This window comes from Herminiimonas sp. GW821-FHT09C12, assembly GCF_059416385.1.
In genome coordinates, this window is sequence record NZ_JBWKPC010000002.1 from 662,147 (window position 1) to 679,741 (window position 17,595).

General features: G+C 49.6%; 13 protein-coding genes and 3 tRNA genes. 11 read left to right on the forward strand and 5 right to left on the reverse strand.

The genetic code is table 11. From position 1 onward, the window contains the following. Positions 1 to 1,263 carry a lysophospholipid transporter LplT gene (gene lplT / locus AC07N2_RS13080; RefSeq protein ID WP_494779251.1) on the reverse strand — a complete coding sequence of 421 codons (1,263 nt, stop codon included), beginning with the start codon at positions 1,261 to 1,263 and terminating at the stop codon, positions 1 to 3. Positions 1,264 to 1,420: 157 nt separating this feature from the next. Between lplT and alr the strand changes: the two genes are divergently transcribed. Together alr and radA are read left to right on the forward strand one after the other, a co-directional pair. Further along, positions 1,421 to 2,500: an alanine racemase gene (alr, locus tag AC07N2_RS13085; RefSeq protein ID WP_494778633.1), complete on the forward strand. Its 1,080-nt coding sequence runs from the start codon at positions 1,421 to 1,423 to the stop codon at positions 2,498 to 2,500. 20 nt (positions 2,501 to 2,520) lie between these two features. Then, positions 2,521 to 3,891: a DNA repair protein RadA gene (gene radA, locus AC07N2_RS13090; protein WP_076591505.1), complete on the forward strand. Its 1,371-nt coding sequence runs from the start codon at positions 2,521 to 2,523 to the stop codon at positions 3,889 to 3,891. 20 nt (positions 3,892 to 3,911) lie between these two features. Here the strand turns inward: radA and hpnE are convergent, their stop codons facing one another. The 3 genes from hpnE to hpnC form a co-directional block, all read right to left on the reverse strand. Further along, complete coding sequence (gene hpnE, locus AC07N2_RS13095; RefSeq protein ID WP_494778634.1) at positions 3,912 to 5,243, reverse strand: hydroxysqualene dehydroxylase HpnE; 1,332 nt, start codon at positions 5,241 to 5,243, stop codon at positions 3,912 to 3,914. Beyond that, the gene (gene hpnD, locus AC07N2_RS13100) at positions 5,243 to 6,076 is read right to left on the reverse strand and encodes a presqualene diphosphate synthase HpnD (RefSeq protein WP_494778635.1); all 834 of its coding nucleotides are present in this window, start codon (positions 6,074 to 6,076) and stop codon (positions 5,243 to 5,245) included. Before hpnD ends, hpnE begins: the two co-directional genes overlap by 1 nt. 152 nt (positions 6,077 to 6,228) lie before the next feature. Then, positions 6,229 to 7,047, reverse strand: a complete 819-nt coding sequence (gene hpnC / locus AC07N2_RS13105; protein WP_494778636.1) for a squalene synthase HpnC — start codon at positions 7,045 to 7,047, stop codon at positions 6,229 to 6,231. 398 nt (positions 7,048 to 7,445) lie between these two features. On the opposite strand from hpnC, the gene AC07N2_RS13110 reads away from it, so the two are divergent. The 9 genes from AC07N2_RS13110 (at position 7,446) to AC07N2_RS13150 (ending at position 16,439) form a co-directional block, all read left to right on the forward strand. Then, a tRNA-Leu gene (locus AC07N2_RS13110) sits at positions 7,446 to 7,532 on the forward strand. A 29-nt stretch (positions 7,533 to 7,561) separates the two neighbouring features. Beyond that, positions 7,562 to 8,911, forward strand: coding sequence for a trigger factor (tig, locus tag AC07N2_RS13115; RefSeq protein ID WP_076591501.1), 1,350 nt, complete (start codon positions 7,562 to 7,564; stop codon positions 8,909 to 8,911). Positions 8,912 to 8,938: 27 nt separating this feature from the next. Further along, entirely contained in the window at positions 8,939 to 9,568 is a 630-nt protein-coding gene (gene clpP, locus AC07N2_RS13120; protein ID WP_076591500.1) for an ATP-dependent Clp endopeptidase proteolytic subunit ClpP, read from the forward strand. Between the two features lie 157 nt (positions 9,569 to 9,725). Continuing rightward, complete coding sequence (gene clpX / locus AC07N2_RS13125; protein WP_076591499.1) at positions 9,726 to 10,997, forward strand: ATP-dependent Clp protease ATP-binding subunit ClpX; 1,272 nt, start codon at positions 9,726 to 9,728, stop codon at positions 10,995 to 10,997. Positions 10,998 to 11,233: 236 nt separating this feature from the next. Beyond that, a complete protein-coding gene (lon, locus tag AC07N2_RS13130) occupies positions 11,234 to 13,648 on the forward strand; it encodes an endopeptidase La (protein WP_076591498.1) in 2,415 nt (804 codons plus the stop codon). 248 nt (positions 13,649 to 13,896) lie between these two features. Beyond that, entirely contained in the window at positions 13,897 to 14,169 is a 273-nt protein-coding gene (locus AC07N2_RS13135; RefSeq protein WP_076591497.1) for an HU family DNA-binding protein, read from the forward strand. Between the two features lie 86 nt (positions 14,170 to 14,255). Then, positions 14,256 to 14,331 (forward strand) — tRNA-Val (locus AC07N2_RS13140). 36 nt (positions 14,332 to 14,367) lie between these two features. Continuing rightward, positions 14,368 to 14,444 (forward strand) — tRNA-Asp (locus AC07N2_RS13145). Positions 14,445 to 14,525: 81 nt separating this feature from the next. Next, positions 14,526 to 16,439, forward strand: a complete 1,914-nt coding sequence (locus AC07N2_RS13150; RefSeq protein WP_494778637.1) for a SurA N-terminal domain-containing protein — start codon at positions 14,526 to 14,528, stop codon at positions 16,437 to 16,439. Positions 16,440 to 16,523: 84 nt separating this feature from the next. Here AC07N2_RS13150 and mnmH read toward each other — a convergent pair whose 3' ends face one another. Further along, positions 16,524 to 17,594 (reverse strand): tRNA 2-selenouridine(34) synthase MnmH, encoded by a 1,071-nt coding sequence (mnmH, locus tag AC07N2_RS13155; RefSeq protein ID WP_494778638.1) that lies wholly within the window; start codon positions 17,592 to 17,594, stop codon positions 16,524 to 16,526. Between the last annotated feature and the right edge of the window lies 1 nt (position 17,595).

A 17,595-nucleotide genomic window follows, 5' to 3' on the forward strand; every position in this document is an offset into this window, starting at 1 on the left:
TTAGTGTTTTGGTTCGCCTATGAGCGACAAGGAATCGTGTTCACGTTGATTGGCTGCGTGTCTGCGCATGATCAAGAACATGATGCCGGAGACGGACATGCCGAACAGTACGATGACGATATTGATATTCAGATTCAGTTTGACCATCAGTGCATAGAGCAGCAGCATGGTTAGTACTGACAGATTTTCATTGAAATTCTGTACAGCGATGGAATGTCCTGCACTCATCAACACGTGACCGCGATGCTGCAGCAAGGCATTCATAGGCACGACAAAATAACCGGATAGTGCGCCTACCAGTACCAGCAGCGGATACGCCAGCCAAACGTTATGTACCATCGTCATGACAATGACGACCAATCCCATGATGACGCCGAGCGGCATGACGGATAGCGATTTCTTTAACGGAACAAAGCGTGCCGCGGCAATTGCCCCAATTGCGACGCCAACGGCAACAATACCTTGCAGAATGGCTGCCTTGTCTAGAGGCATGTTCAGGGATTGCTCCGCCCATTTCAATACGATGAATTGCAATGTTGCACCAGCGCCCCAGAACAAAGTGGTGACCGCGAGCGAAATTTGACCGAGTCTGTCTTTCCACAAAGTGGTGAAGCAATTGGCAAAATCACCAATTAACTTGATCGGATTGCGTTCTTGATGAGGATAGCGTGCGCCGGTATCAGGGATACGGAGATTGAAGAGTGCCGCGAGCAAATAGGAAACTGTAATGATGCAGAGAGCGGCTTCTGCTGGCGTATCGATACCGAAATTGATGATAGGGAAGTCAAAGGCAAGTAACTTGGCGGCGAGCTGAGGGTTGATCAATGCACCACCCATCACGGTGCCCAGAATAATAGAGGAAACGGTGAGGCCTTCAATCCAGCCATTGGCTGCAACCAGTTTTTCAGCTGGCAATAATTCGGTCAAAATTCCGTATTTGGCTGGCGAGTAAGCTGCAGCACCAAAACCGACCACAGCATAAGCGAATAGGGGATGTACATCGAAGAACATCATGCCGCAACCGAAGATCTTGATCAGGTTGGTGATGAACATGACGCGCCCTTTGGGCAATGCGTCTGCAAAAGCGCCGACAAAAGCGGCAAGTAATACATAAGACAGGACAAAGAATAGCTTTAGTAATGGAGTCATCCATTCGGGTGACTTCATTACCGTTAATAAGGCTATGGCCGCTATTAGGAGGGCGTTGTCGGCGAGCGAAGAAAAAAACTGCGCCGCCATGATGGTATAAAAACCGCGATTCATTCGCATTAATCTATTTTTACTATTGTCTCTGGCTGACTTTATACCATGAAACTATGGGCCTCCGAATGAATTGCACATCAGTAGCGCAACACGTCCGGTAAAATAAAGACATTCAACTTAACCGAATGTCACGATTTAACTTTTTTCACATTCCCGTATGCCTAGACCGCTTGTAGCTACCATTGATATTAACGCTTTGCGAACCAATTTGGAACGCGCGAAAAATTGCGCGCCACGTTCTAAAGTCTGGGCCGTCGTCAAGGCGAATGCTTATGGCCATGGCTTGGAACGTAGCATACGCGGTTTTGCTGATGCAGATGGATTAGGTTTGATTGAATTGGATGGTGCGGCAAAGTTGCGACAACTTGGTTGGCGCAAACGAATTTTGTTGCTGGAAGGTTTTTTTGATCCATCTGATCTGACAACCATTTCTGATTACCAGCTGGATACGGTTGTGCATTGCAGCGAACAGCTGGGGATGCTGGAAAAAACCAAGTTAACGGCAAAAATCGATGTTTATCTCAAGATGAACAGTGGCATGAATCGTCTGGGCTTTACGCCGCAAAACTATCGCGCAGCTTATGAACGCTTGCGCGCAATACCTGCCGTGCGCGATATCTCCTTCGTCACACATTTCGCCAATGCAGAAGATCCGAGCAATGCAGGGTTGAGCTTGGCTGAACAATTGAGACGTTTTTATGAGGCGACAGAAGGTTTGCCAGGCGAAAGATGTTTGTCCAATTCGGCTGCAGATTTGATGCATCCAGAATGTGCTGCGGATTGGGTGCGTCCAGGCGTCATGCTTTATGGTGGAACTCCGGGCGACACAACAGCCGAAGAATTCGGTTTGTTGCCGTCTATGACTTTGAACAGTGAAATTATCGGCATACAGCATATCGTTGCTGGCGATGCAGTTGGCTATGGCAGCGCTTTCGTTGCAGACAGGCCGATGACGATAGGCGTGGTGGCTTGCGGTTATGCAGATGGTTATCCAAGGCAGGCACCGACAGGGACACCGGTTGTTGTCGATGGCGTGAAAACACAACTGATCGGGCGTGTTTCTATGGATATGATTACTGTCGATCTCACGCCGATTGCCACTGCACGTGTCGGCAGCAAGGTCACCTTGTGGGGGAATGGCTTGCCTATCGATGAAGTGGCCAATGCCGCAGGTACGGTCGGTTATGAATTGATGTGCGCGATTGCACCACGCGTACAAATCGTTGAACTCAACTAGAAGAATAGAAATCCATCCAGATGGCAAAAGCCAAAACCAATTACACCTGTAGCGAATGTGGCGGCGTCACCAACAAGTGGGGCGGACAATGTCCCGCCTGCGGTACCTGGAACACGCTGGTAGAAACCGTTATCGAATCAGGCTCGAATCGTTTTTCCACGCAGCATCAAGGTCTGGCGCAAACTGCGCCGGTGTTGAGTTTGGCCGACATTGAAGCGATAGACGTACCGCGCTTTGGTACCGGCATCGAGGAATTCGATCGCGTGCTGGGCGGCGGATTAGTCGCCGGTGGCGTGGTGCTGATTGGTGGCGATCCTGGTATTGGTAAATCGACCTTGCTGTTGCAAGCCTTGGCTAATCTTTCGCGCATCAAGAAAGTTTTGTACGTTAGTGGCGAAGAGTCGGGCGCGCAGATCGCATTACGCGCGAAACGTCTGGCAGTCGATGCCAAGGATTTGAAGCTGCAGGCTGAGATCCAGTTGGAAAAAATTCTGAATACGTTGGCCGAGCACAAGCCGGATGTAGCAGTAATAGATTCTATCCAAACTGTGTACTCCGATGCACTGAGTTCAGCGCCGGGTTCGGTTGCACAGGTGCGTGAATGTGCTGCGCAGCTAACACGTATCGCCAAGCAAACTGGTGTCACCATCATCATGGTTGGGCACGTGACGAAAGAGGGCGCATTGGCAGGCCCACGTGTGCTGGAGCATATTGTTGATACGGTGCTGTATTTTGAGGGTGATACACACTCCAGCTTCCGCCTGGTGCGTGCGATCAAGAATCGTTTTGGAGCAGTCAATGAGCTAGGCGTTTTTGCAATGACGGAAAAAGGCTTGAAAGGTGTTTCCAACCCTTCGGCACTTTTCCTCTCGCAACATGACAATCCTGTGCCTGGTGCCTGTGTGATGGTGACGCAAGAAGGTACGCGACCATTGCTGGTAGAGATACAAGCCTTGGTCGATACCTCGCATCTACCTAACGCGCGACGTCTTTCCGTCGGTCTGGAACAAAATCGTCTGGCGATGTTGCTGGCGGTTCTGCATCGTCATGCAGGTATCGCTGCTTTCGATCAAGACGTTTTCATCAATGCAGTCGGCGGTGTGAAAATTACAGAACCGGCAGCCGATCTGGCAGTTTTGCTAGCAATACATTCTTCAATGCGCAGTCGACCTTTGCCACGTGGTTTAGTCGTGTTTGGTGAGGTTGGCTTGGCTGGTGAAATTCGTCCTGCGCCGCGTGGTCAGGAACGTTTGCGCGAAGCGGCCAAGCTGGGATTTTCTCTCGCACTGATTCCAAAATCGAATATGCCCAAGCAAAAAATTGAAGGCTTGACCGTCATAGGCGTGGAACGCATTGATGAAGCCTTGAACCGTGTGCGCGAACACGAATAGCTTGCAGGCGACTTATAGAGTCAAACGAAATGCTGTTTCAGTAAGGTAGCGGCTTTGACGCCGCTGCGTACTGCAGATTCCAGTGTTGCAGGATAATCGCTGGCCAGATAATCCCCGGCGAGAACGAGATGGGGAAACACGGTTTTTTCTTCCGGACGTTGCAAGCCCGGCGTACAGGAAAACGTCGCACGTTTTTCTGAAATGACCTTGCTCCATTGCGGCTGCGCCAATTGTGGCATTTGTAGCGAGCTGGCCAGTTGCGCTGCAATCGCTGCAGACAAGGCTTCTTGTCCCAGTTCAGTTGCCGCTGTTGATACGCTCACTACCACTGCAAGCAAGCCATCCTGGCTTGCATCTAGTTGCCCACGATCAAAAACAAATTGCCCCCAATATCCTTGATCCGCATCGTCGGCCAATGCATAGAAGGGTGCGGCGAGTCGCGTCTCTGCGGGGTATTGCAAATAGCAGGTAGTGATGGGTTCGTAGTCGAACGTTGGGACTTGTGCCTCTGCTGCTGATCCTGCCAATAATGCCGCTGCTGTCGTCGCTGGCGTTGCTATGACGACAGCGTCAAATAATTCTTCAATCGATTCTTCGTTTTTCAGCGTGAGCAGCCATTGTTGATCACTGGCTGTTATTTTTTGTACGTTAGCGCCTGCTTTGACGAGACCTTTGTTTTGCTCAATAAAAGCAGCGGCTTGTTGTGGCAGCAAGGATGTCAGGTCTGTGCGCGGGATCAGCATATCGGATGCTGCGCGTGCAGCACCGAGACTATCTCGTAATACATTCAGAAATACTTGCGCAGATGCGCGTTCCGGCGGTGTATTGAGCGCCGCTATACATAGTGGTTGCCACATCAGTTTGATCAGGCGTTCGGTCTGGTCGAAACGTTCCAGTAATTCACTTACGCTGCAATCAGTATGCAAGCGCCAATCCATCCAACGCGCGGTAGTGGAAAAACGTGCGAGCGCCATCTTGTCTGCACCGCCCAAACCGGTAGCACGCAACAGTGCAGCAAGCAGATGCAAAGGCGCTGGTAGGCGAGGTGCAACAAAGTCCATGCCGTCACAGCCGGATGGATAGCGCATTTGCAGCGGCAGACGTAGCAGTGCATCGTCTGCTGCCACACCTATGGTTTTTAACAGGCGTAGGGTTTCGGTATAGGCACCGAGCAGGATGTGTTGTCCGTTGTCCAGCAGCTTGTCTTGAATCTCGACGGCGCGAGCGCGGCCGCCCAAGGTACGTGATGATTCGAATAGTGTGACGGCATGTCCGGCAATTGCCAGTTCGACCGCCGCTGAGCAACCTGCCCAGCCAGCCCCGATGACTGCAATTTTTTTTGCTTCAGCCATTAACCGCGTACATAGGTGATCCACGCCAGCCATAACTTGCGGATAGGCGTGAGAGAAATGCGCTGGTTCAATACATGAAAGCCATCGCGTTCGACTTCGGTCAGTACGGCGCGATAGATCGCAGCCATGATCAGGCCTGGACGCTGCGCGCGTCTGTCTTCTTTAGGTAATAAGGCAAAGGCTTCGTCATACAATTTTTGCGCGCGTGTGGCTTGAAATTGCATGAGCTTTTCGAAGTTGTCGCTGTGGCGTGCATTCAGGATGTCGGCTGCGGTGACGTTGAATTGCTGCAGTTCGTTGACGGGTAGATAGATGCGGCCTTTGCGTGCATCTTCGCCGACATCGCGGATGATGTTTGTCAGTTGAAATGCCAATCCCAATTTTTCAGCGTATTGCAATGTTTGCGGATTCGTCACACCAAAAATCTTGGCGGATAAAATGCCGACCACGCTGGCAACGTGCCAGCAATACTTTTGCAAGCCGATAAAGTCGAGATAGCGATTCTGGTCGAGATCCATCTCCATGCCATCGATGATGGCAATCAGGTGTTCGATATCGAGGTCATATACGCTCAGATGCGGTTGTAGTGCTTTAGTGACTGGATGTGTAGGTGTGCCAGATGTCATCGTGGCGACTTCCTTGCGCCACCAGATCAGTTTGGTGCGTGCAATTGATACATCAGTACATTCATCAACAGTGTCATCGACTTCGCGGCAAAAAGCGTACAGCGCGGTAATGGCGCGACGGCGATCCGGCGTCAGGAACAGAAAGCTGTAATAAAAGCTGGAACCGCTTTGAGCGGTTTTTTGTTGGCAGTATTCGTCGGGAGACATAAATAGGTAGATGCGAGTAGGGCGCTAGACGCTGAATGAAGCCGCTATGCTAGCCGACTAAGGCAATCGGAACAAATAATGTCTGGCGATTTCGAGTAATTTGTTGGGTGAAGCACGTTTGAACGCTGGGATTGCAAATTAGGCTTGACGAATTATTGCGCCTTCATGCGGATTGCACGCCACAACAAAATCAGCCAATCGCTTTTTCCTAGTTTCGGGCGATGGCGAAACATATCGTAATCTGACGCTTCTATGCGCTCCAATATGCGCAAACCGCCTTGCACAACCAGACGTAGCTCCCAGCCTATGCGCCCGGGCAGGCGTAATGCCAGTGGTGCGCCGGACACCAGCATGGTGCGTGCACGTGCCACTTCAAATTGCATTAGCTTGCGCCATGCATCGTCTACGTCCTGGCTGGCAATTTGTTTTTCAGCAATGTTGAACGTCTGCATATCTTCCAGAGGCAGATAAATACGTTCTTTTTCCCAATCGATCGCGACATCCTGCCAAAAATTGATGAGCTGAAGCGCAGAGCAAATGGCGTCTGAGTCACGCAGATTTTCTGCATTGGCCGCACCGTATAAATGCAGCATCAAGGTACCGACCGGATTGGCAGAGCGACGGCAGTAATCCAGCAGAGCATCAAAATTCGCATAGCGCGTGGTGACAACATCCTGCTTGAATGCAGACAGCAGATCGCGGAATGGTTGCAAAGGCAATTGATACTCTGTCACGACTTGTTCCAATGCCCTGAACAGAGCCATATCGGGCGTTTGTCTTGCCTCGATTTGATCCAGACCTTTTTCGTATTCTGCCAGTGCCGCTAATCTTTCCTCAGGAGTGGCATCGCCTTCGTCGGCCAGATCGTCTGCGCTACGGGCAAACGCATAAATGACCTCAACTGCCGGACGCAACTTGGCTGGCAAGAGTATGGATGCAACAGGGAAGTTTTCGTAATGATCAACGGACATGGATGCTTGAGAGGCGTAATCGGTAAGTGAAGGCTAATTTCTTTATTGGCAAAGAGTAAAAGTTTCTTTGCGGGATGCTGATTGCTAGCCCGCATAGTAATTGAAAATAGATGCGCAGCTGTCAAATCAGCTAGTGTTTCTCGTCTATTGATCAGTAACTTTGTTGCTTGCAGCAGTCTTAATTCATTGCTTAAATGCGAGATAAATTTGCCTGTCTAAGCATGCACTTGATTGGCTAGAGTAGGCAAAGTGTCAAAAATCAGCGCAGGCTTCGTAAAATCCAGTAAAATCCCGGGTTGAAGTTGAACAGCCGATACAAAAGGCAGTGCAGGGCGACCCTAATTTTCACTTCGTGGTCGCCTTTTGCTTTTGTATTTGCGCACTTAGTGCACATTCCCGCGAGGATGGCGAAATTGGTAGACGCACCAGGTTTAGGTCCTGACGCCAGCAATGGTGTGGGGGTTCGAGTCCCCCTCCTCGCACCACAGAATTTTTTATTTTTTGGACGATTCACATGGCAACTGCAGTCGAAACTCTGGACAAACTTGAACGCCGTATCACGATCACCGTGCCTATGGCTGATGTACAAGCGGAAGTTGAAAAACGCCTGAAAGTCCGTGCTCGTACGGTCAAGGCGCCTGGCTTCCGTACTGGTAAAGTGCCGATGAAAATGGTCGCGCAACAGTACGGCTATCAAGTCGAAAACGAAGTATTGAACGACAAAGTAGGTCGTGCATTCAACGAAGCTGCTAGCGAAAACAATCTGCGCGTTGCTGGTTTTCCAAAAATCGAACCGAAAACTGACGATGCTGCTACAGATGGCACCATGGTTTTCAATGCAACGTTTGAAGTTTACCCAGAAGTTAAAGTGGGTGACTTGTCGGCAGCCGAAGTGGAAAAAACCACGGTTGACGTTAGCGATGCAGAAATCGATAAAACTATCGACATCCTGCGTAAGCAACGCGTGCACTACCACGTCAAAGGCGAGCAAAGCGCGCACGGCGATGGCGGCTCCGATCTGACAGCTAAAAATGGTGATCGCGTCACTATCGACTTCGTCGGTACTATCGACGGCGTTGAATTCCAAGGCGGCAAAGCTGAAGACTACGCTTTCGTCTTGGGCGAAGGTCGTATGTTGGCTGAATTTGAAGCTGGCACTATCGGCTTGAAAGTTGGCGAATCGAAAACCTTCCCATTGGCTTTCCCTGCTGATTACCACGGTAAAGACGTGGCAGGCAAAACAGCTGAATTCACGATCACATTGAAGCAAATCGAATGGGCGCATCTGCCGGAAGTCGATGCTGAATTTGCAAAATCGCTGGGCATTCCAGATGGCGACCTGCAAAAAATGCGTGAAGATATCAAAGTTAATCTGCAGCGCGAAGTCAGCAGCCGTATCAAGGCCAAGACCAAAGACAGCGTCATGGATGCACTGATCAAGAACAGCGAGTTGGACGTTCCTAAAACTCTGATCGATCAAGACGTAGAGCGTTTGATGGAAATGACGCGTCAAGATATGACTCAGCGCGGTATGAAAGTCAGTGACTTGCCATTCCCACCTGAATTGTTCACCGAGCAAGCAGAGCGTCGCGTACGTCTTGGTTTGATCTTGGCAGAAGTCGTGAAAGCGAACGATCTGCAAGCAAAACCAGAACAAGTTAAAGCGCAAGTTGAAGAATTCGCGCAGAGCTACGAAGACCCACAACAAGTTCTGAAGTATTATTTCAGCGACCGTAGCCGTTTGGCCGAAGTTGAAGCCCTTGTATTGGAAGAAAACGTCGTCAACTACGTGCTGGGTAAAGCGAAAGTAACCGAGAAACCGGTTGCATTCGATGAATTGATGGGTAACAACGCACAAGCTTAAGCACTTGTGCGCTCATAAGGAAAGCACATGACCACAAGCATGACTCGTACTTCTGCTCTTGATACCGATATGCTCGGTATGGTTCCAATGGTGGTCGAACAGAGCGGTCGCGGTGAACGCGCATACGATATTTATTCGCGTTTGCTGAAAGAACGCATCATTTTTCTGGTTGGTCCAGTGAATGATCAATCGGCTAATCTGGTTGTTGCGCAGTTGCTGTTCCTGGAAAGCGAAAATCCAGACAAGGATATTTCCTTGTACATTAACTCGCCAGGCGGCTCGGTTTCGGCCGGCATGGCGATTTATGACACGATGCAGTTCATCAAGCCGAATGTCTCGACTTTGTGCACAGGTTTGGCTGCGTCGATGGGTGCTTTCCTGTTGGCAGCTGGTGAAAAAGGCAAACGTTTCTCCTTGCCTAATTCACGCATCATGATTCATCAGCCTTTGGGCGGTGCGCAAGGCCAAGCTTCGGATATCGAAATCCAGGCACGCGAAATCTTGTATTTGCGTGAAAGATTGAACGGTATTCTTGCTGAAAGAACCGGCAAAACGATAGACGAAATCAGTAAAGATACTGATCGAGACAATTTCATGTCGGCCGATGCTGCTGTTGAGTACGGCATGATCGATAAAGTTTTGACAACGCGCGCTTGATTCGTTGGCTATGTAATAAGTGACGCCCGGGCGCATCAACGTTCGGGCGTTTTGTTTTGTGGCGCAGGCCATTTCACACTAACTTTTTTGCATGGCGTGACGAATTTGTAATTCGCAGGTAATATCAATCCATACCCAACCATAGATAACGCGCACCATGTCAGAGAAAAAATCCTCAACCGGCGAAAAACTGCTCTACTGCTCGTTTTGCGGCAAGAGCCAGCACGAGGTGAAAAAGCTCATTGCTGGGCCATCCGTGTTTATTTGCGATGAATGTATTGATTTATGCAATGACATCATCCGCGATGAAGCATCGAGTGTAGAAAGCGTTGCTGGTCCGCGTACGGATCTGCCAACACCACAAGAATTATGTGAATTGCTGGATCAATATGTGATCGGGCAGAATGCGGCAAAACGCATTTTGTCAGTCGCTGTCTACAATCACTACAAACGTCTGAAGCATCTCGGCAAGAAGGACGATGTAGAACTGGCGAAGAGTAATATTTTGCTGGTCGGTCCTACTGGTTCTGGCAAGACCTTGCTGGCGCAGACACTGGCGCGCACTTTGGACGTGCCGTTCGTCATCGCCGATGCAACGACGCTGACTGAAGCTGGTTACGTTGGTGAAGATGTGGAAAACATCATTCAGAAGCTTTTGCAGAACTGTAACTACGAAGTCGAACGTGCGCAAAAAGGTATCGTCTATATCGATGAAATCGACAAGATCTCGCGTAAGTCCGATAATCCATCGATCACACGTGACGTTTCCGGTGAAGGTGTACAGCAAGCTTTGCTGAAGTTGATCGAAGGTACGATGGCTTCAGTGCCACCACAAGGTGGTCGCAAGCATCCGAATCAGGATTTCGTACAAATCGACACGACCAACATCATGTTCATCTGCGGTGGCGCATTTGATGGCTTGGCGAAGATCATTTCCGAGCGTTCGGAGAAGAGCGGTATCGGCTTCTCGGCTAGCGTGAAGAGTCGTGAAGAGCGTACTGCCAGCCAGGTCATGCTGGATACAGAACCTGAAGATTTGATCAAATTCGGTTTGATTCCTGAATTGGTCGGTCGTCTGCCTGTGGTTGCAACATTGCGTGAATTGGATGAAGAAGCATTGATCCAGATCTTGCTCGAGCCAAAGAATGCGCTGATCAAGCAATATTCCAAACTATTGCAAATGGAAGGTGCAGAACTGGAAATCCGTCCTGCTGCCTTGCAGGCAATTGCGAAGAAGGCAATTGCACGCAAAACTGGTGCACGCGGTTTGCGTTCGATACTTGAGCATGCATTGCTGGACGTCATGTTCGAATTGCCGAATGAGCAAAATGTTGCCAAGGTTGTCATTGATGAAGGTACGATCACAAATGGCGCGAAGCCATTGCTGATCTATCATGAACAGCCGAAAGTATCTGGAGCAAAACAGTAAAGTTTTGTAAAAACAGGCAGAAATTACCAAAAACGGGCTTTTTTAGCCCGTTTTTCAATTAAAACGCAGTACAATTAAAACCAGCAGGGATCATTCAGGCTTCCATAGTAAAGCCACTTCGAAGACAACTTCGCGGGTGGCTTTTTTATTTTTCTGGATGATTTTTGTTGCTGTCCGGGCTTGTGTTTTGGCCGTTAGCGCCAACATCATTAACACGTTTATAGATAAGGCTCGCCATGACGACTACTATTTCCACTGAACAAACCCAACTGCCGCTGTTACCGTTGCGTGATGTCGTTGTCTTCCCGCACATGGTAATTCCTCTGTTCGTCGGTCGTCCTAAATCAATCAAGGCGCTCGAAGCTGCGATGGAGCAAGGCAAGAGCATTATGCTTGCCGCGCAAAAAGCCGCTGCCAAAGACGAACCGTCAGCCGATGATATTTATGAAATCGGTTGCGTCGCCAATATTCTGCAAATGTTGAAGCTGCCAGACGGCACCGTAAAGGTGTTGGTCGAAGGCGCGCAACGTGCACGTATCCATCACATCAGTGAGCTGGATACGCATTTCGTTGCTGATCTCACGCCGATTGAGTCCGAAGCGGGCGATGAGTCCGAAGTGGAAGCGATGCGTCGCGCGATCGTTCAGCAGTTCGATCAATACGTAAAACTGAACAAAAAAATCCCGCCAGAGATTTTGACATCGCTGGCAGGCATCGATGATGCCGGCCGTCTGGCTGACACCATCGCTGCGCACTTGCCGCTCAAACTTGAGCAGAAGCAAGTCATCCTGGAAATCTTCAACGTAGCGAAACGCTATGAGCATCTGCTCGGCCAACTGGAAGGCGAACTCGACATTCTGCAAGTTGAGAAGCGCATCCGTGGTCGTGTAAAGCGCCAGATGGAAAAATCGCAGCGCGAATACTATTTAAACGAGCAAGTCAAAGCGATTCAAAAAGAATTGGGCGAAGGCGAAGAGGGCGCTGATCTCGAAGATCTCGAGAAGAAAATTATTGCCGCCAAGATGCCTAAGGAAGCATTGGCCAAGGCTCAGAATGAGTTGAAGAAACTCAAGCTGATGTCGCCGATGTCAGCCGAAGCAACGGTCGTGCGTAACTACATCGATACCTTGCTTGGTTTGCCTTGGAAGAAAAAATCGAAAGTGAACAACGATCTGGCCAATGCGGAAAAAGTATTGGAAGACGATCACTACGGTCTCGACAAGGTGAAAGAACGCATTCTGGAATACCTCGCCGTGCAACAACGCGTCGACAAACTGAAAGCGCCTATCCTGTGCTTCGTTGGTCCTCCAGGCGTGGGTAAAACCTCGCTGGGTCAGTCGATCGCTCGTGCGACGAACCGCAAGTTCGTGCGTATGGCCTTGGGTGGTGTGCGTGATGAAGCCGAGATTCGCGGTCATCGTCGTACTTACATCGGTTCTATGCCTGGCAAGATTTTGCAAAGCCTGGCGAAAACCGGCGTGCGCAATCCGTTGTTCCTGTTGGATGAGATCGACAAACTTGGTATGGATTTCCGTGGCGATCCGTCGTCGGCTTTGCTTGAGGTACTTGATCCTGAGCAAAACCACACGTTTTCGGATCATTACGTTGAAGTCGATTTCGATTTGTCGGACGTGATGTTTGTTGCGACGTCGAACTCGTACAACATCCCGCCAGCTTTGCTCGATCGTATGGAAGTGATTCGTCTGTCGGGTTATACCGAAGATGAAAAAACCAGCATCGCGCAACGTTACTTGTTGCCTAAGCAGATCAAGAACAATGGTCTGAAAGAAGACGAGATTAGCGTGGCTGAATCCGCGATACGCGACATCATTCGTTACTACACACGTGAAGCCGGTGTGCGTTCGCTGGAACGGGAAATTTCGAAGATCTGCCGCAAGGTCGTGAAAATGTTGCTGCTCAAAAAGCAGGATAAAAAAGTCACGATCTCGACCAAGAACCTCGATAAATTCCTTGGCGTGCGCCAATTCGATTTCGGTGTGGCTGAGAAAGAAAACCAAATCGGCCAGGTCGTCGGTTTGGCATGGACCGAAGTCGGTGGTGATTTGCTGACGATCGAATCGATGGCGATGCCAGGTAAGGGCGGCATCATTCGTACCGGTACCTTGGGCGACGTGATGAAGGAATCGATCGAAGCAGCGCGCACAGTTGTGCGTAGCCGCGCGAAGAAACTGGGTATCAAAGCCGATATCTTCGAAAAGAGCGATATCCATATCCACGTACCTGAAGGGGCAACGCCTAAGGATGGTCCATCGGCTGGTGTAGCGATGACCTTGGCGATGGTGTCGGTGTTCACGGGTATTCCTGTGCGTGCTGATGTTGCGATGACGGGCGAGATTACCTTGCGTGGCGAAGTGCTGCCTATCGGTGGCTTGAAAGAGAAACTGTTGGCGGCGCATCGCGGTGGTATCAAGACTGTTTTGATACCTGAACAAAACGTGAAGGATCTTGCAGAGATTCCAGACAATGTGAAGAACAAGCTTGAAATCGTTCCAGTTCGCTGGATCGATAAAGTGCTTGAAATCGCATTGGAACGCGCGCCAGTACCATTGACGGATGAGGAAGTTGCGGTGGTTGATACTGCTGTTGCCAAACCTGCTGAGCCAACTGATCCCAGTGTCATGAAGCATTGATAGTTAGCATTTAAAAAGCGCTCTTCGGAGCGCTTTTTTTTCGCGTGAAAATATCGTATGCATGAATGTTGAGAATCCAAAACAGAAAAAAATGTTAATTTTCAGAGGTAAAAGCTTTGCAAAGCGCTTGACACAAGGCTTTGCGGCTTGTTTAATACTTCCTGCAGATTTTTCTGCGTCCGCATCGTCGTCTTACTACTTTTTCGTAAGAACGAGATGCGGTATTAAACCTTTGTGAGGGGACGTAAGTGAATAAAACCGAATTGATTGACCACATTGCTGGTTCCGCTGATATTTCCAAAGCTGCGGCAGCACGCGCGCTTGACGCTGTGATCGGTGCAGTCAAAACCACATTGAAAAAAAATGGCACTGTTACCTTGGTTGGTTTCGGTACATTTTCCGTAGGTAAACGTGCAGCACGTACGGGTCGTAACCCACGTACTGGCGAAGCCATCAAAATCAAAGCAGCTAAAGTGCCTAAATTTAAACCAGGCAAGGCTTTGAAAGACGCGGTTAACTAGTAGCAAATTGATTCAACATACTGTAAAATAATTTCTTTTGCGGCGTGGTGACAACGCTGTATGTTTGTCTGGTTAAGCAAAGATTTGGGTGCTTAGCTCAGTTGGTAGAGCGGCGCCCTTACAAGGCGTAGGTCGGCGGTTCGACCCCGTCAGCACCCACCATCAGTCAAACTCGCAAAATAAACATCAAGTAGTTTAGGAGTGGTAGTTCAGCTGGTTAGAATACCGGCCTGTCACGCCGGGGGTCGCGGGTTCGAGTCCCGTCCACTCCGCCAAAAACCAAAAAGGCGAACGAGAGTTCGCCTTTTTTCATATATGCGACGTATTGATCGCGCTTTGTCTGTGATTGGTTAGCCATGTTTGATTTCATTCGCACCCACCAACGTCTGATGCAGTTTTTGCTGCTGCTGGTAATTTTCCCTTCGTTCGCATTGTTCGGATTGGAGAGCTACACCAGTATGGGCGACTCTTCCACGACTGTTGCAAAAGTTGATGGTCAGCCGATTACGCAACCGGAATGGGATGCGGCGCAACGCGACCAGATGGAGCGTTTCCGCCAAATGTTTGGCGAGCAATTCGATCCGAAGATGTTCGATACGCCAGAAGCGAAACAAGAAGTTCTGGAGAATCTGATTGCACAACGCGTGTTGGCAGTCGAAGCCAAGCGCGAAAAATTATCCGTCTCGGATCAAACCTTGCAGCAAACCATTATGGGCATGGGCTTGACCACGGCCGATGGCAAGTTTGATATAGAACGATACAAGTCACTGTTGGCAGCGCAAGGCATGACGCCAACGATGTATGAAAGCAATTTGCGTCATGACTTGACCATGCAGCAAGTCAATGCAGCGATCCAAGCAACAGCGTTTGCGCCGGACTCACTGGCCAAGCGTTTGTCTGAGCTGGGCGAGCAAGAACGTGAAGTGCAATACCTGACTTTCAAGGCACCTGACTATGCTTCACAAGTCAAGGTGACGGACGACATGCTCAAGGCGTATTACGACAAGAGCAATGAGTTTTCCGTGCCGGAAGAAGTGAAGGCTGAATACGTTGTGCTGACGGCTGATGCGCTGGCTTCGCAAATCAATGTGAGCGATGCCGACATCAAGTCGTACTACGAGCAAAATGCAAAGCACTATGGCGTGGATGAACAGCGCCGTGCCAGCCACATTCTGGTCGCAGTGAATAAAGATGCATCCGATGCAGACAAGGCCGCAGCGAAAGCCAAGGCTGAGAAATTGCTGGAAACACTGCGCAAGAATCCAGCGGAATTTGCCAAACTGGCGAAAGAGAATTCGAACGATCCAGGTTCTGCAGAGCGTGGTGGTGATCTCGGCTTCTTCAGCAAAGGCATGATGGTCAAACCATTTGAAGATGCGGCTTTCAAACTGAAACAAGGCGAGTTGAGTGATCTGGTGCCATCGGATTACGGCTTCCACATCATCAAAGTGACGGCGATCAAGCCCGCCACGACCAAATCTCTGGATGAAGTCAAAAGCGAAATCGCCAACGACATCAGAAAACAACTGGTGGTGAAAAAATATGCGGAAACCGCAGACGTTTTCAACAATACGGTCTACGAGCAAGCTGATAGCCTGAAAACAGTGGCCGACAAACTGAAGCTGAAAATTGAAACAGCTAATAATCTGTCGCGCCAACCGAATCCTGCTATCGCACCGACTGCACCGTTCAATAATCAGAAATTCCTGGCTGCATTGTTCTCCGAAGATTCGTTGAAAAACAAACGCAACACGGAAGCAGTAGAAGTTGCGCCAAATACACTGATCGCTGGTCGTGTGATTGAGTACAAGCCTGCAAGCAAGCGTCCTTTCGAAGAGGTGAAGGCGCAAGTACGTGACCGCGTGATTCAGGTTGAAGCTACTGCTCTGGCTAAAAAAGCTGGCGAAGCAAAATTGGCTGAGTTGAAAGCGAAAGATGATGCGACTGGCTTCTCGGCAACGCAAACAGTCTCGCGTGCGAAAAGCCAAGGCGTGAATCCAGCCTTGTTCCTGGCAGTGATGAAGGCAGACACCAGCAAGTTACCTGCGTATGTTGGCGTTGAAGTGCCGAATCAAGGTTACGGTGTATTGCGCATAGTGCGCGTGGTACAACCAACGAAGGTTGATGATGCCAAGCGTCAAGCCGAGAAGCAGCAAATTACTGCAGCGCTGGCTCAGGAAGAGATGCAGGCATATATCGATGTCTTGAAACAAAAAGCCAAAGTGAAGATTCTTAAGCCTGCTGTTGCCAAGACAGATGCTGGAGAATAAAGACTTTATGCACTAAGGTGCATTGAATAAAAAAGCCGCTGAAAAGCGGCTTTTTTATTATGTGCTGCATGCGTGATCAAATAATCAGGTCGATGGCGGCAAGTCGATTTGCTCTGCTGCAGTATTGAACTCGGCGTCAGATAATCCTGATAGATCGATTTGTTGCGCCTCCTTTACATGCACAAAATTTCTCTCGATTGATCGGCTATATGCGGGGTCATAGTGATCTCGCAGTAATTCACCGACCAGTTTTTCCATCTCTTGATTGGTAGCCATTGCTTGCCATAGTGCGATCTTTTCGCGACCGTGGAGTTGTACCAGACAAGCAAGTTGGGTATTCAGCAGAGTCGGATCATTGAGGAAGTGTGAGTAATCCTGCATGAGTAACTTGATTCTGTTGTCGTGACTCAGATTGAGGGCTATGCATTTGGATTTACGCATGCTTTCGATCAAGGCATCCGGGACACGCAGATCGCCGACTTTTTTGCTTTCTGACTCTATGTAGATGACTCGTTGAGGATCGAATTGGCGCAAGGTTTGCCAGATATCGCTTTCAAATTTTTTCTGCGAAGGTTGCGCTTCACTTGGTAAATTGCCGAGTACCGAACCGCGATGTGATGCCAGTTTTTCCAGATCAAGAACTTGAGCGCCGTTGCGAGCGAGTGTTTGCAGCAAACGACTTTTACCACTGCCGGTCGGGCCGCAAATAACCTGAAAGGTAAAGCGCGATGGCAGCTCGGCCAATTCTGTATTTACAAAGCGGCGATACTCTTTGTAACCACCTTCTAGTTGCACTGCCGGCCAGCCTATGCGCGCCAGTATGAGTGCCATGGCGCCGCTGCGATTGCCGCCGCGCCAGCAGTAAATTAAAGGTTTCCAGTTTTGCGGTTTGTCTATGAATTGCGTTTCGATATGGCTGGCGATGTTGTGCGCAATCAGTGCGGCACCAATTTTTTTTGCTTCAAAAGAGCCGATTTGTCTGTACATCGTGCCGACGCGATGACGCTCTTCATCATCCAGCACCGGACAATTGATCGCGCCAGGAATATGATCCAGTGCAAATTCGCTGGGACTGCGGACATCAATGACGGCATCGAACTGCTCCAGCGTCGGCAATAATTCAGCAAAAGGGAGCAGGGCGGGGTACTTCTTCATG